The organism is Janthinobacterium sp. SUN176, from assembly GCF_030587335.1.
Taxonomy (GTDB): Bacteria; Pseudomonadota; Gammaproteobacteria; order Burkholderiales; family Burkholderiaceae_D; genus Janthinobacterium; species Janthinobacterium kumbetense.
The window spans coordinates 879955-895974 of sequence record NZ_JAPWIA010000001.1 but is presented as its reverse complement, the minus strand read 5'-3'; the positions used below and the strand labels follow the sequence as shown (position 1 = coordinate 895974).

The window sequence follows — 16020 nt, the reverse complement described above, 5'->3', positions numbered from 1 at the left end:
CGACTTAAAAAGTCTCCCACTCCTCGGACTGTTCCGTCTTGCGGGCAGCCGCCTTGGCGACAGGACGGCTGGCGATGCGCTGCACGACAGGTGGGCGCGCCACCGGTTTGACAGGCGCCGGCGCCTGCCCCTCATCGAGCTTGAACACGCCCACCACCTGCGCCAGGGTGCTGGCCTGGTCTTGCAGGCTTTCCGCCGCGGCGGCCGCCTCTTCCACCAGGGCCGCATTCTGCTGCGTCACCTGGTCCATTTGCGCGATCGCCTGGTTCACCTGTTCGATGCCGGAACTTTGCTCGGCGCTGGCGGCCGTAATCTCGCCCATGATGTCCGTCACGCGGCGCACGCTGTCGACGATTTCCTGCATCGTCGCGCCAGCCTCGTCGACCAGGCGCGCGCCCGAATCCACCTTGCCCACCGAATCGTCGATCAGCAGCTTGATTTCCTTGGCCGCGCCGGCGGAGCGTTGCGCCAGGCTGCGCACTTCCGTGGCCACGACGGCAAAGCCACGTCCCTGCTCGCCCGCGCGCGCCGCTTCCACGGCCGCATTCAAGGCCAGGATATTCGTCTGGAAGGCGATGCCGTCGATGACGCTGATGATGTCGACGATCTTCTTCGACGAATCGTTGATCGAGGCCATGGTATCGACCACCTGCGCCACCACTTGCCCGCCCTTGCTGGCCACGCCGGACGCCGATTGCGCCATCTGGTTGGCCTGGCGCGCATTGTCCGCATTCTGTTTCACGGTGCTGGTCAGCTCTTCCATCGAGGCGGCCGTCTCTTCCAGCGAGCTGGCTTGCTGTTCCGTGCGCGACGACAGGTCCTGGTTGCCGGCGGCGATTTCCGAGGACGACACCTTCACCGATTCGCTGGCCGTGCGGATTTTCACGAGAACGGCGGCGATCTTGTCGATGAAGCGATTGAAGGCGCCGGCGATCTGCGCCAGTTCATCCACGCCGGAAGCGTCGAGGCGGCGCGTCAGGTCGCCTTCGCCCGAGGCGATATCGTCGAGCGCATCGCGCACCAGTTCCAGGCGTTTGAGCATTTTGAACACCAGCAGCGACAGCAGCAGCGCCGCCAGCCCCGTCAGCAGCGCGGCCGTGACGGTGGCCGTCGTCAGCATCGTCTGCAACGCTTGCATGGCTTCCTGCTGGTCCAGCACCACGGCCAGCAGCCAGTCGGTGCCCGCCACGCGCGTGACATACAGCTTGCCGTCGCGCTCATCGAGGCGCACGGCATCGCTCGTGCGCGTGCTTTCCAGGCGGTTGACCTGCGCGGCCGACAGCGCCGCATCGAGTTTCGCCACCGGCTGCAGGCTCAAATCCTTGTTCGCATGGGCGATGATGGTGCCGCTCTGGTCGACGAGGAAGGCAAAGCTGTGCGGCGTCGGCTTGATCGCTACCACGTTGGCGATCACCGTATCGAGCAGCACGTCCGCGCCCGCCACGCCCAGCAGCGCCTCTTTCGGCCCGACGGGCGCCGTGAACGACACCACCAGCTTGTGGCTGGCCGCGTCCACATACGGCGGCGTCAGCATCGGCACGCCCGCCTTGACGGTGTCCGTGTACCAGGCGCGCGCGGTGGGATCGAAATCGGCCGGGCGGCCCGGATGGGTAAACACGGAGCGCTTGTCCGCATAGCCGATGAACACTTCCGCAAAATCGCCGGCCTTTTCCGCGATCTGGAAGGCGCGCAGCGGATCGGGCGTCTCGGCCGACATGACGATGGACGCCATGACCTTTTTCTTGCCATCGACCCATTGCGCCAGCACGGCCGACTGGCTTTGCAGCAGTTGCTGCATCTGCTGGTCAGACGACGCCAGCATGCTGCTGCGCGTGGTGACGTAATTGGCGACCGACAAGGCCAGCATGGACAGCACGACGATGGCCACGCAAATGAGTACCAGCCGCGTGCGAAGGGAAGACAACATGATGGACTCCTGGTTTTGATGTTAATGGAATGACACAGCGTTTTCGCCCTGCCACCCTGCCTTTGCATTTTCACACAAAAATTGGAACGATATTATCCAATATTCGGAATAATAAACATTTATTACATCAAAGCAACACCATCCAACATTGACGTCCTATTATGATTGCCTTATAGTTAATTTTTAAAGGGAGCGTCCATGCGTTTGCACCAAGTCATCCTGGCCTGCGCCAGCTTCGCCGCCGCCGGCGCCTTCGCCTCGCCGCAAGCGCCCGTGCCGGGCGCCGATTATCTGGTGCTGGCCACGCCGCAACCGGTACAGGCGGCGCCTGGCAAGGTGGAAGTGATCGAATTTTTCATGTACCACTGCCCCGCCTGTAACGCGCTGGAGCCTAGCCTGGCCCGCTGGGTCAAGGAGAATGCCGCCAGCGTGTCTTTCCGCCGCATCCATTTGCCGCACACGCCGGCAAATGATCCGGAAGCGCATTTGTTCCTGACACTGGAAGCGCTGAAGAAGGAAGAGGCGCTGCACGCGCAAGTCATGCACACCTGGCACGTGGAACGCAAGCGCCTGGCCAGCGACAGCGACAACCTCGATTGGGCGCTGAAAAATGGCCTGGACAAGGCCGCCTTCGAAGGCGCCTACCAGTCGTTTGGCGTGCAGACCAAGCTGAAAAACCTGCCCCGCCTGGCCGCCAGCTACCAGGTCGACAGCACGCCCACCCTGATCGTGGGCGGACGCTACCTGACCAATCCATCGATGGTCGCCGGCGCCAACCCGGGCTTGCCGCGCCAGGGCGTGGAGCAAGCGACCCTGCAAGTGGTGCAGGCGCTGGTGGCGAAGGCGAAGCTGGCGAAGTAAATCAGCCGATCAATCCCCGCAGCCCGCTGGCGCGCTGCGTGCGGCGCAAGATCGCGTCGAACAGCACGGCCTGCGTGGGCGAGACCAGCGTAAAAAAGTCGCGCGCGCGCGTGATGCCCGTGTAGACCAGTTCGCGCGCCAGCATGGCGCCGCCTTCCTGCGGCAGCACCAGCACCGTGTGGCGGAATTCCGAGCCCTGCGACTTGTGCACCGTCATGGCGAACGCCGTCTCCACGTGGCGCAAACGCGTGGCCAGCACGCTGCGCACGTTTTCGCCTTCCAGGAAATACACGCGCAGTGAGCCGGGCCGCGCAGGGTCGCGCAGGGTCAGCCCGATGTCGCCATTGAACACGCCCGTGCCGTAATCGTTGCGCGTGACCATCACGGGACGGCCCACATACCATTCGCTGCGGCGTATCAGCCCTTCCTTTTCCAGCCGCAGCTCGATGGCCGTGTTCAGGCCCGCCACGCCCCACTCGCCCTCGCGCACGGCGCACAGGATGCGGAACGCTTCAAAAGCGTGCAGCACGGCGCGCACCCAGTCGTCGTGCTGCGCATAGCCCTCCTCGCCCGCATTCACCAGTTCCAGGTAGGGCTGGTAGCCGCCCGGCGCGTCGCTCCTGCCGCGCAAGGCCAGGCGCAGCACCTCGTCCGGCTGCGCGGTCACACTCCACGCCAGCTGGCCGCCGCTCTCGCCGGCGAAACAGGCCTTGGCCAGATCCGGCCTGCCGCCGTTCACGGCCAGCGCCAGCTCGCCAATCGGACCGCTGAAACGGTGGCTGTGACGCAGCATCACCGTCTGCTGCGCCAGCGCGCCCGCCGCTCCCGCAAAGGCAGGTGGAATGGCCACGCCGCTGGCCGCCTGCGCATACGCGATGGTGTCGGCCGTATAGCCGCCCGCCTGCGCGTCGTGGCACAAGTCGCCCAGCACGGCGCCCGCTTCCACGGACGCCAGTTGATCCTTGTCGCCCAGCAGGATCAGGATCGCCGTGGACGGCAAGGCGTCGAACACGGACGCCATCATTTCCAGGTGCACCATCGACGCTTCATCGACGATCAGCACGTCGACCTCGAGCGGATTGCCCGCGTGGTGGGCAAAGGCGCGCGTATCGGGCCGCGCGCCCAGCAGGCTATGCAGGGTGCGGGCCGCGCCCATGCGCCGCGCCAGTTCCAGCAAGGGCAAGGCATCGCCCGCCTTCGCCGCCAAGCCTTCCAGCGCCTTGTCGATCGACTGCTTCAGCCGCGCGGCCGCCTTGCCCGTGGGCGCGGCCAGCGCGATGCGCAGCTGCTCCGGCTGCGGCGAGACGGCAAACAGCAAGGTCAAAAGGCTGGCCACCGTGTACGTCTTGCCCGTGCCGGGACCGCCCGTGATGATCGCCACCTTGCCGCGCAGGGCGACGGCGCACGCCACCTTTTGCCAGTCCGGGCCACCGTCCCGGGTTGGCTGGTCGAACAGGATGTCGAGCCATTGCCGCACCTGCGCCAGCGGCGGCGTGTTCAAATCCCGCGCGCGCAAGGCGATTTTTTCGCCCACCAGGGTCTCGTCGCGCCAGTAGCGGCGCAGGTACAGGCGGTCGCCATCGAGCACCAGCGGCTGGCGCACGTCGGCGGCGCCCACCAGCCACACTTGCGGCGCGCGGGCCAGCAGCGCGCGCCAGCCTGCGGCGCTGTCGGGCAGCGGGCCGGAAACGGCCAGCACGCCATGCCACAGCTCCTCGCTCCAGCCCAGCAGCTGCGACGGTTCGCCGGCCAGGTCAGCCAGCATCAGACAGCTGTGGCCCCGCCCTTCCAGCTCGGACAGCACCACGCACGCCACGGCCACGGCGGGCGCATCCGGCGCCTGCTCGTCCAGGCTGGCGATGAAGCGGGCAAAGGCGGCGCTCAGGCGGCGCAGATGGCCATCCTCGGCGACGCCGTCGACATGGGCAAACAAGGCGTTCATCTGTGCGTCATGCTGCATGGTGTTCCGTTTCTTCTAACAGTTGATCGAGGCCGTCCAGCAATTCCAGCTGCGGCGCCAGCCAGTAGCAGCCATGTGTATCCGCATTCGCTATGCCGCGCAAGAACAGGAAGATGGCGCCGCCCAGGTGCTCAGCCGCATCATAGGCATCACCGAGCCGGCTTTTCAGCAACCGGTGCAGGGCCAGCATGTAGATGGCGCCCTGGATATCGTAGCGGTGCTGCGCCATGCCGGCCGCCAGCGCGGCCGTGTGGTAGGCCGCGTCGTTGGCGCCCAGCGCATTCGACTTGTAGTCGAGCACCCAGTAGCGGCCATCCTGTTCGATGACCAGGTCGGCAAAGCCTTTCAGCATGCCGTGCAGCTGGCGGCGCGGCAGCACGGGACGCGGCGCGCCCTCGAGCAGCAGGCGCGTGCACAGCTGGTCGAGCGCCCCCGTGGACAGATGCTCGCTGGGGAACCAGAACTCCATCTCGGACAGGGTGCTATCGAGCTGCGACAGCGACGCATCGAGCAGCGGCAGCGGCGTGAGGGCGATTTCCCTGAGCCAGGCGATGGCGTCTTCCTGGCGGTGCCCCCAGCCCGCCCGCTCGCAGCGCGCGGCCAGGCGCGTGTCGAAGTGCGCCTCGTGGACGCTGTCAAAACCTTCGCTGCCCATCCATTCGAGCTGCTCGTGCAGGAAATTGCCGGGCACGGAGCCGCGCGGGAAGCGGTGCCATGGCGCGTCGCCCGTCTGCAGCGGTGAGGCCGCTGGCACGCCCGTGCCATCTTCCAGCAGGGTCTCTTCCAGCGCCCGCTGCGGCACGTACGGGGCCGCCACGGCGCCGATCTGGCGCGTCAGCGACGTGAAGCTGCCCACCGACCAGTCGCGCTCGAATTCGCCCGCGAACACGGGGGCGGGACGCAAGTCAGGACGCCGCTCGACCCGGTCCAGCACCGTGCAGGCGTCGGGCTGCGCCAGGGAAGTCACGTAGATGGCGTCGCAGTCGCCCGCCACCTGCTGCCAGCGCAACAGCAATTGCTCCGCCGGCAGCTTGTCGCCGCCCGTCAGCAGGTAGCCAAGCGCCGATTCGTGCAAGGTGTTCTCGCCCGCCTTGCGCGCCGCCTGGGCGGCCACGCCCAGCCACAGGAAGTGGCGCGCGCGCGTCAGGGCCACGTACAGCAGGCGCAAATCCTCCTCGATGCGCGCTTCCTCGACCGCCGCCATGGCTTCGTCGGACAGCGACAAGTCGAGGCGGCGTTCGCCTTTGTCATCCGCATAGTCGAAGAAACTGCGGTTGCGCTTATCCACCTTGCGCGCCGTGACGGCAAACGGCAGATACACGAGCGGGTATTCGAGGCCCTTGGATTTGTGCACGGTGATGACTTTCACCAGCTCCGCATCGCTTTCCAGGCGCAGCACGCGCTCGTCGCCGCCCTCGCCTTCGCCGGCGATCTGCTCGGCCAGCCAGCGTATCAGCGCCTGTTCGCCATCGAGCTGGCGGCTGGCCGATTGCAGCAGTTCGGCCAGGTGCAGCAGATTCGTCAAGCGCCGCTCGCCGCCCGTCTGCTGCAGCAGCATGGCGGGCAATTGCAGCTCGTGGATGAAGCGGCGCAGCATGGCCAGCACGCCCTGGCGCTGCCAGATCAGGTGCAAGGCCTTCAACTGCTCGACCCGGCGTTCCCATTCCAGTTCGTCGCTGGACAGGCGCGCCAGTTCGCCCAGCGACAGGCCGATGGTGCGCGTGGCAAACGCGGCGCGCGCCAGTCCCCCGTCGAGGGGGTTGGCCAGCGCCGCCAGCCAGCGCAGCACGTCTTGCGCTTCCTCGCTGTCGACGACGGAATCCTTGTCGGACAGGTAGACGCTGGCGACCCGGCGGCGCGCCAGCGCGCGGCGGATGGCCGCCGCTTCCTTGCGGTCGCGCACGAGGATGGCGACGTCGGCCGGCTGCAGGCGCGTAAAACCGTCGGGGCCATCGAAACCGGCTTGCGCATCGCCCAGCATGGCGACGATGTGCTCGGCGCAGTGCTGCGCGAAATACTCGCGGTAGCTGTCGCCGCGCAGCCCTTCGTCGCTGGCGCAGGCGGCCAGCAGGGCCGGCAGCGGGCCGCCGGCGTTCACCAGGTGCTCGGCGCGGCCCTTGGCGTCGACGGCTTCGAACGGCAGCGGATTGTCATCCCCTTTGCGGTAGCGGAAGGCACCAAGCGGTACTTCGTCGCGCTCCGCGTGCAGGAACAGCTGGTTGACGGCCGCCACCAGCGGCGCCGTCGAGCGGTAGTTGGTGCCCAGCTGGTAGTGGCGTCCCGTCGTCGCGCGCCGCGCCGCCAGGTAGCTCTGGATGTCGGCGCCGCGAAAGCCGTAGATCGACTGTTTCGGGTCGCCGATCAAAAACAGGCCCAGGGCCGGGTCATTGTCGGCGATGCGGTACAGCAGGTTGAAGATCTGGTACTGGGCCGGCGCCGTATCCTGGAATTCATCGACCATGGCCAGCGGATACTGGTCGATGATGCGCTGGCGCAGTGCCGCGCCATTCTCGCCGGCCAGCGCGTCGTGCAGGCGCTGCAGCATGTCGGCAAAGCCGAACTGGCGCGACTGGCGCTTCAACTGATCCATGCGCCGCGCGATGGCCGCCGCCGCATGCAGGTGCAGCTTGTGCGCCAGCGGCGTCAATGCGGCCAGGGCGATCCCCAACGCCTCCGTATGCGCGAAGCACTCGGGCACCTGCGCCGTGAAACTCTTGGCAAACGCATCTTCGATGCCGAACGGCGTCAAGCGTTCCCACGCCTTGGCCGTGATGGCCGGCTGCAGCAGCAGCGGGTCTTGCGCCCAGCGGCGCAAGCCGCCGAACCATTTCGCCAGGTTCTCCGGCTTCATCTTGACGCCGTTAAAACACTTGGGATTGACGGCGCGGTGATCGTTGATCCAGGCGGCCATCTGGTCGACTCGCTCGACCCAGCCCGCCTTCAGGCTGGCCAGCTGCGCGGCCAGTACCCGCTGTTCGCGCGCGATCAGGGCAGATAGCGGTTCTTCGTCGGCCATGCCCATGATATCCGCGCGGCGCGCCAGCTCGCGCGCGCCCTTCTTCAGCGCCCCGACGTCGGACCAGCAGGCCAGCAGCACGTCGAGTGCCTGCGGCGGCAAGGGATAGACTTGCTGGCGCCAGTAATCGTGGGCCGCATCCTCGAACAGCGCTTGCTCGTCGCTGACCAGCTCTTCGTCGAACAGGCTGCCGCTGTCGAACGCGTGCTCGCGCAGCATGCGCTGACACCAGGCGTCGATGGTGAAAATGGCCGCTTCATCCATCGTCTCGGCGGCCAGCATCAGCCGGTGCGCGGCCTTTTGCCGTTCGCTCTCGTCCGGATAGGACTCCAGCAAGGCGTCGAGAAACGGGTCGCTGCCGCCGGATTCAATGCCGAATTCATGGCGAAAATAGGCAGCCGCCTCGATCAGGCGCTCGCGCACGCGGTTCGACAATTCGCGCGTGGCGGCGCGGGTAAATGTCATCACGAGGATGTCGGCCGGCAACAGGGGACGCGTGAAACGGCTGTCGTCGTCGCCATGCCCCAGCACGAGCCGCACGTACAGCGCGGCGATGGTCCAGGTCTTGCCCGTGCCGGCCGAGGCCTCGATCAGACGTGAGCCATGCAGGGGGAACGCCAGGGGGTTGAGCAGATGGCTCGTCATTGTTCTTCTCCCGCGCCGTCATCGGGCGCGCTGATCGGGTCGATGGTGATGTGTTCTTGCAGCCAGTCGGCCAGCGGGCCATACAGCTCCCGCGTGCAGTCCTGCCACGCTTCCTCGGCGGCCAGCGCGGAAAACTCGGGCCACAGGCGCGCCAGGCACAGTTCATCGCGCTCGCCCGAGATATCGAAGCCGCCATCGTAGACGGCGCGCGGATCGCCCTGCTGCACCAGCGCCAGCCCCGTCTTGCACGCCGTGGGCAGCGGATGGTTCATGCCTTCGCGCCACAGCGCCAGCAAAGTGGCCAGCGCGGCGCGCGAAGCGGCCGGATCGAGCGGCGCCATGCTGACGATGGCGTCGCGCGCCACCAGATAGCCGGTGACGGGAAAGCCGAGGGCGGCGGCGGCCAGCTGGCGCAGCCACATCAGCATCAGCTTGTCGCCGCGCGCCTGGCCGCCCTTGTCCGTCACCTTCGAGGAAATCTGCATCAGCCAGGCCGTGTCCCGCCCGTTGCTGCACAATTTGTCGAGCCAGTCGTCGATCTGCACTTCGCCAAACGGCAGGTTGATGGCGCGCTTGTCGGCCGCGTACGGGAACGAGGCGCGCAAGGACAGCCACGCGCTGCGCACGGGCACCAGCGCCTCGACCAATTGGGCCTGCACTTGCTGGCCGATCAAGCCGATGGGCAGCACGCCTTCGCGCGCCAGCTTGGCTGCGCGCGCTTCCAAGCTGGCGCGCACGTCATCCGCCGCTTCCAGGGCGCCGCCGTCGTCCAGCATGGTGTCTTCCAGCAGATAGCGCTCGAGCGCATTCAGGCCGAACGGCTCTTCATCCTCGCCCAGCATGGCGGCGTCGGCAAAATACACGCTCAAGCGGCGGCGGAAAAAGTATTTGACGGGCTGGCGCAAAAAGCTGGCCAGCTCGCCCAGCTTCAGGCGGGTGCCGGGATCGAGCTCGTAAGGGCCCAGCGGCAGCACGGCGGCCTGCGCATCCGCATCGGCATGCGCGACACGCCATTCGCGCGCATAGGTCAGCAAGCCATCGGCCTCGAAATAGCGGCGGCTGAACGGCTGCAGCGCATGCTCGGTGGTCAGCGATACCATGTGCCGGTCCAGCGACCAGCCGGCGGCCAGGTAATCGCGCAGCTGCGACACCAGCACGGACGGCGGCTGCTCGGAATTGTCGCGCACATTGCGCCCCACCCAGCTCACATACAGCTTGTCGCGCGCGGCCAGCAAGGCTTCCAGCATCAGATAGCGGTCGTCGTCGCGGCGCGAACGGTCGCCCGGGCGCGCCATGCCGGGCAGCGCCAGCAAGTCGAAATCGGCCTTTTGCGCGCGGCGCGGGAAATCGCCATCGTTCATGCCCAGCAGGCACACGACGCGGAACGGCACGGCGCGCATCGGCATCAGGGTGCAGAAAGTCACGCCGCCGGAGACGAATTGATGGTTCAGGGTGGGCTCGTCCAGCGCGCCCAGCCACGCCACGCGCAGCACGGACAGCGGCACCGGCTCGACGAAGCCCGCGTGTTCGCAGGTTTCCAGCCAGCCCTGCAAGGCGCCTTCGAGCTGCGCCAGGGTCAAACGGTCGCCCTCGTCGTCGGCGTCGAAAAACGCGGCCAGCAGCGCGCGCGCCTGCACGCCCCACTCGGCTGGCGTGCGCGCGCCGGCCAGCACCGTGCGCCAGTGCAGCAGCGCCTCGACCAGTTGCGCCAGCGAGCCCGCCAGCGCCGCATCGAGGCCGCCCACTTCCGCATACGGTTCGATGCCGCCAAAGCTGGCGCCACTGCCGCTGGCATAGCCGAGCAGCATGCGCCGCACGCCGAATATCCACGCATTCTGTTCCCCGGCCGCACCCAGCCCCAGGCCGGCGCGGTGCGCCTGGTCCAGGCCCCAGCGCACGCCCGCCCCTTCGATCCAGGCGCCCAGGGTGGCCAGGTCGTCCGGCTGCAGGCCAAAGCGGGCCGCCAGCGCGGGCACGTCGAGCAAGTCGCGCACTTCGCTCTGGCGGCAGCGCTGCTGCGGCAGCTGCAGCAGCCACTCGAGCGCGACGAGCAGCGGGTTGACGCTGCGGTCCTTCACGTCGCCGATCTCGAACGGGATGAAACGCTCGTCATTGCGCCGGTACTGGCCGAAGACGGCGTGGATGGCGGCCGTGAAGGTGTCGATGTCGGGCACCATCACCACCACGTCGCGCGGGCGCAGGCCCGTCTCGCTGCTGTGCGCGAACATGGCCAGCAACTGGTCGTGCAGCACTTCCACTTCGCGCTGCACGCTGTGCGCCACGTGAAATTCGATCGAACGGTCGACCGCATCGGGCGGCGTTTGCTCGTGTTCCGCCAGCGGGCGCAGTTCGCGGATGGCCACCTGCACCTGCTGCAGCAGGGTCTCGCCCGTTTCCTCGCCAAACAGGTCGATGCGCAGGCTGTCGTCGCGCCCCTCGGCTTGCGCGTGTTCGTCGAATTCGTCGAGCATGCGGATGAAATCGCGCCCTTGCCTGCCCCAGCTGGCCAGCAGCGGGTGGCTGTGCGCATGCAGCGCTTCGAGCGGAATTTGCGCCAGGTCGGTGCCGTTGCGCTGCCGCTGGCGCTTGTTTTCCGCGCGCAGCAAGTCGCGCCCGTCGATGATGTCGCCCCAGTAGAACTGGCACGGATTGGGCACGGCCAGCACCACCTGCGTGTGGCGCGCCAGCGCGGCCAGCGCCTGCAAGGTCTGGTACGGCAAGGCCGACACGCCAAACAGCACGACGCGGCGCGGCAGCTTGCCGGCAGGCGCATCGCCGGCGGCGATCGCCGCCAGGAAGGCGTCGTGGATGTCGGCGCGGCCCGTGTCGCGCTCGAAAGCCTCGACGTCGCAACCCACGGCGCGCCACAACTGCGCCTGCCAGCGCTGGTCGTCCTTCAGTGCGATGGTTTCATTGCGGGCCGTGCGCAGCTGGTCGCGCCCCGCCGCCCAATCTGCCAGCCAGTCGGCGCGGTAGACCTGATACTGGTCGAACAAGTCGGCCAGGCGCTCGGCCAGCTGCAACCGGCGCTCGCTGTCGCCATCGGCAAGGAAGTAGCGCAGCGGCGCGAAGACCGGGTCGGCCAGCAAGGACGGCAACAGGCGCATCAAACGCCACGTCAGCGGGGATTTATCGAACGGCGACACGCGCGGGACGCGCTCGCGCCCCAGCATACCCCGGTAGCTTTCCCACAGCAGGCGCGCCGGCAGCGCGATGCGCGTGGCGGCGCACACCCCCATCTCCTCGGCCAGGGCGATCTTCAGCCATTCGGCCACGCCGTTCGACTGCACCAGGAAGATATCCGTTTCCAGGGGGGCCAGCGGATGCTGGCGCAGCCACTGGAAGACGGCGGCGCGCAGCTGTTCCAGCTGGTTGCCATGCAGGATGAGGAGGCCGGGCGTGACAGGAGTATGCATGCTGATCCGATGGGTTGCCGCGTCTCGGGCCGGGTGGCCGGAGACGTCAAACGCGTATTATCGCCGCTGCCTGCGTCAGGGGGCGTCGCTGGCGGCAAATTCCACGGAAATTTGTTCCGCCACCTGCGCCAGCGCCGGCCCCAGGGCCGTCAGCAAGGCGCGCGCCTGTTGCAAGTCACCGCCAAGGCGCAAGCCTTCGATCGACGCGCACAGGCCGGCAAAGGCATGGGCGCCAACGGCCAGCGCCGACGATTTGCTGCGGTGACCCAGGTCGGCCAGGCGCCCCAGGTCTTCCAGCGCCATGGCTTGCTCCATTTCGGCGATGCCGTCGCGCGCCGTATCGAGAAACAGCTGGGTGTATTTGCGCATCTTCACGGGGTCATTGCTGAACGTGAGCGCCAGGGTGGCCAGGTCGAGAATCGCCGTATCGCGCAAGTCCGGCGAGGCGGCCGATGGCGGCGCTTTCGGCACCGCCACCAGCCTGTCGCCCGCGCGCGCATGGCCGATGCCGCCGATGCCGCCAATCCCGCCGCGCAGGCGAAACCATTTCGCCAGCAGGTGGAACAGCAGATTCGGGGCGATCGGCTTGGTCAGGAATTCGTCCATGCCGGCCGCCAGGCAGCGGGCGCGGTCTTCGCTGCCCGCATTGGCCGTCATAGCGATCACCAGCAGGCCGGCAAGCTGCGGGTCGGCGCGGATGCGGCGCGTCGCCTCGAAACCGTCCATCTCCGGCATCTGCACGTCCATCAGCACGCAGTCGTAGCGCCGGTGGGCCAGCAATTCCAGCGCTTCGCGGCCATTGCAGGCGACGCAGACGGTGGCGCCTGCGTCTTCCAGCAATTCGCAGCCCACCTGCTGGCTGAAGACGTTATCTTCCACCAGCAGGATGGATGCGCCGCGGATCACGCCCAGCACTTCCGGCTCCACTTCGGCGATGCGCTCGTCGCTGGCCTGTGCGCTTTTCTCCAGGCGCGCCGTGAACCAGAAGGTGCTGCCCAGGCCAGGCTGGCTGTACACGCCCACCTTGCCGCCCATGAGCTCCACCAGCTGCTTGCTGATCACCAGCCCCAGACCGCTGCCGCCATACTTGCGCGTGGTCGACGGGTCGGCCTGGTGGAAGGAGCGGAACAGCTGCGCCACCTCTTCCTGATTCATGCCGATGCCGCGGTCCTGCACTTCGAAGCGCAGCATGCCGTGGCTGCCCCGCTCCTCGGACTGGCGCACGCGCACGAAGATGCTGCCATTGTCGGAAAACTTGATGGCGTTGCTGGTCAGGTTCAGCAAGACCTGCTCCAGACGCAGCGGGTCGCCGCGCCAGCGCTGCGGCAGTTCCGGCGCGATATCGAACTGCAGCGCCAGGCCCTTGACGGCCGCCGCGTCGCCCAGCTGGCTGGCGATGTTCGCCAGCAGGGTATCGAGACGGAAGTCCAGCACTTCGAGTTCCAGCTTGCCCGCTTCGATCTTGGAAAAGTCGAGGATATCGTTGATCAGGCCCAGCAAGTGCTGCCCCGAATGGAAGATCTTCTGCAGATAGTCGCGCTGGCGCGCGTCGGCCACGGATTTCAGCGCCAGGTGCGCCATGCCGATGATGCTGTTCATCGGCGTGCGGATTTCATGGCTCATGTTCGACAGGAAGTCGCTCTTGGCCTGGCTGGCCGCGTCGGCCTGTTCCTTCAGGCGGTGCAATTCCGTCACGTCGGTGGACAGGCCGATCAGTCCCGTGACGGGACCGGGCAAGCCCAGCGGCACCTTCACGCTCCACAGGTGATGCACCTGGCCCTGCGCATCGACGAAGCGCTCCTCGCCGACGAACTTGGCGCCGCTGTCGAACACCTGGCGCTCCGTGCGCTGCACGGACGCCGCCGCATCGCCGAGCATCAATTCGCCATCCTGGCGGCCGATCAGCTGCTCCACCGAACGGCCCAGTATCTTCGCCGTGCGCGCATTCACGTAGCGGTAGCGCAGGTCGGCATCCTTCATGTAGACGTAGGCGTCGACGCTGTCGAGCACCGTATCGAGCAGGGTGCGCTGCGCCACCGCGTTGCGGCGCGAACGGTACAGGGTAAAGATGTAGCCATAAATGAGCAGGGTGCCGGCCACGCCGACGGCCAGCGCCAGCCACGGGAAATAGCGGTCGAAGGGACTGTACAGCTCCGCCTTGCGCACGCGGAAATGGGCTTTCCACAGGCCGCCCTGGTACGCCACGGGCAGCACCTGGTCGAAATAGTCGGCATCGCTGCCCGGTTGCGGCGGCGTCGCCGCCAGGTCGCCGTCATCGTTGAACAGCAGGCGGTCCTGCGGCGTGATGCGCAGGGCGCCATCGGCGGGCGTCGCGTCGGCAGCGCTGTACAGGGTCAGGTGCAGCGGCTCCAGGGCGCTGCGTTCGAGCGCGCTGTGCACCAGCTGCGCCACGCCAAAGCCGATGCCGACGGAACCCTGATAGGCGGCGCGGCGCTCGGCCACGCTGCCTTGCGGCATGCCGTTGCGGTACACGGGCAGGCGCATGCCCAGGCCCACGTGCGCGGGCGGCCCCTTGATCATGATCACCTGGCCAGACGCGCTGACTTCGCCGCTGTCGCGCGCCTGCGCCAGGGACTGCGCCACCAGCGGGTTGGCGCCGATATCGACGCCCATGCGTTCGGCCAGCAGGGAATCGGGTTCCAGATAGGTGAGCACCGCGTATTCCGGCCGCTCCCCCGCGGGACGGATGGTGAAGGCGGGATAGCCGCGCGGCGCCAGGCTGGTGTCGCGGCGCACGGCCTCGATAAAGGCGGCGCGTTGCGCCGACGGCACGGCCACCGCGTAGTTGACCGATTCGATGGCCGGGAACTGGCGCGCGATATCGAGACCGGCCACGTAATCGTGGAACTGCCGGCGCGTCAGCTGCTCGCTCGTGCGGAACAGGGCTTCGAGGCCGCGCAGCAGGTCGGAATAGCTTTTTACGCGCGTGATCAGGCTATGCTGGGCGCCATGCGTGAGGTTGTCGAAACGCTGTTCGGCATCGTCATCGACCGTGCGCGCCGCGCCCGCATACAGGGCGCCGCCCACCGCCAACGCCAGCAGCAAGCCCCCCGCCCATATCCTGATGCCTGATCCCGCCCCGCGCTTGCTCAAAGTGTGCATTGTCGATCGCTTATTCCGGTTTCCTTGAATGTGCGGCGCCCCGGCCGCCCAGCAAGTACGAGGATACTATCAAAGCCCCTGTGCGACGCACCTGTACATGAAAAAAAGCGCGTTCGATGGTTGCCCTGGAAAACACCTGGCGCCTAGGCACCCCGCAGCGCCCCGGCCAGGAAGTCGCAAAAGGCGCGCACCTTTTCCTGCACGTGGCGTCCGTCGGGCGTCAGGGCATACACGCCGCGCCTGGCCATGCCGTGCGACGGCAGCACGCGCACCAGGGCGCCGCTGGCCAGCAGCGGCGCGGCGACAAACGACGGCAGCGCGCCCACGCCGATGCCCGCCGCCAGCATGTCGGCCAGCAGCAGGCTGCTGTCGGCGGAAAAGCGCACGGGCAGGACGATGCTGCTGTTCCCTTCCGGGCCGTCCAGCTGCCAGACGCCGGGGCTGTCGGCCAGCCGGTAAGCCAGGCAATCGTGGCCGTGCAGGTCCTGCGCCAGCCGGGGCGTGCCGCGCCGCGCCAGATAGGCGGGCGATGCGCAAATCATTTGCTCGACATCGCCCAGCCGGCGCGCCACCAGGGACGAATCGGCCAGCGCGGCGCGGATGCGCAGCGACACGTCATAGCCCTCGCCCACCACGTCGCGCAGGCGGTCGTCCAGCGTCATCTCGATTCTCACTTCCGGATGGCGCGCCATGAACACCGGCAGCAGCGGCGACAGCACCTTCAAGCCAAACGACAGCGGCGCATTCACGCGCAAGCGCCCCGCCACCTTGCCGGTGCAGCCGCGCGTGGCCAGTTCCAGCGCGTCGATTTCATCGAGCAGGCGGCAGCATTCCAGATAATAGGCGCGCCCGCCGTCCGACAAACTCATGCGCCGCGTCGTGCGCACCAGCAGCACCGTGCCCAGATGCGCCTCCAGCTGGCGCACCTGCTTGCTGATGGCCGCCGCCGACTGGTTCAGGTCCAGCGCCGCCTTGCTGAAGCTGTCGCGCTCGACCACCTTGCGAAACACGCGCATGTGCGCCAGGACATCCATGATTCTTTCCTTGCAGTTGAATATCTTATTATTTTATC

Annotated in this window: 7 protein-coding genes; 1 reads left to right on the top strand and 6 read right to left on the bottom strand. The window is 67.3% G+C overall.

Features of this window, described 5'->3' with window-relative positions; translation table 11 throughout:
- Positions 1–4: 4 nt before the first annotated feature.
- Positions 5–1927: a methyl-accepting chemotaxis protein gene (locus tag O3299_RS04115; protein WP_305061578.1), complete on the bottom strand. Its 1923-nt coding sequence runs from the start codon at positions 1925–1927 to the stop codon at positions 5–7.
- Between the two features lie 198 nt (positions 1928–2125).
- Between O3299_RS04115 and O3299_RS04110 the strand changes: the two genes are divergently transcribed.
- Complete coding sequence (locus O3299_RS04110; RefSeq protein ID WP_305061577.1) at positions 2126–2788, top strand: thiol:disulfide interchange protein DsbA/DsbL; 663 nt, start codon at positions 2126–2128, stop codon at positions 2786–2788.
- Position 2789: 1 nt separating this feature from the next.
- On the opposite strand, the gene recD is transcribed toward O3299_RS04110, so the two are convergent.
- The 5 genes from recD to O3299_RS04085 all read right to left on the bottom strand — a co-directional run bounded on the left by recD (position 2790) and on the right by O3299_RS04085 (position 15982).
- Complete coding sequence (gene recD / locus O3299_RS04105; protein ID WP_305061576.1) at positions 2790–4748, bottom strand: exodeoxyribonuclease V subunit alpha; 1959 nt, start codon at positions 4746–4748, stop codon at positions 2790–2792.
- A complete protein-coding gene (gene recB / locus O3299_RS04100; protein ID WP_305061575.1) occupies positions 4738–8409 on the bottom strand; it encodes an exodeoxyribonuclease V subunit beta in 3672 nt (1223 codons plus the stop codon). The genes recD and recB overlap by 11 nt, the downstream gene beginning before the upstream one ends.
- Positions 8406–11825 carry an exodeoxyribonuclease V subunit gamma gene (recC, locus tag O3299_RS04095; RefSeq protein ID WP_305061574.1) on the bottom strand — a complete coding sequence of 1140 codons (3420 nt, stop codon included), beginning with the start codon at positions 11823–11825 and terminating at the stop codon, positions 8406–8408. The genes recB and recC overlap by 4 nt, the downstream gene beginning before the upstream one ends.
- A 75-nt stretch (positions 11826–11900) precedes the next feature.
- Complete coding sequence (locus O3299_RS04090; protein WP_305061573.1) at positions 11901–14948, bottom strand: CHASE domain-containing protein; 3048 nt, start codon at positions 14946–14948, stop codon at positions 11901–11903.
- A gap of 143 nt (positions 14949–15091) precedes the next feature.
- The gene (locus tag O3299_RS04085; protein WP_251349192.1) at positions 15092–15982 is read right to left on the bottom strand and encodes a LysR family transcriptional regulator; all 891 of its coding nucleotides are present in this window, start codon (positions 15980–15982) and stop codon (positions 15092–15094) included.
- Positions 15983–16020 lie beyond the last annotated feature (38 nt).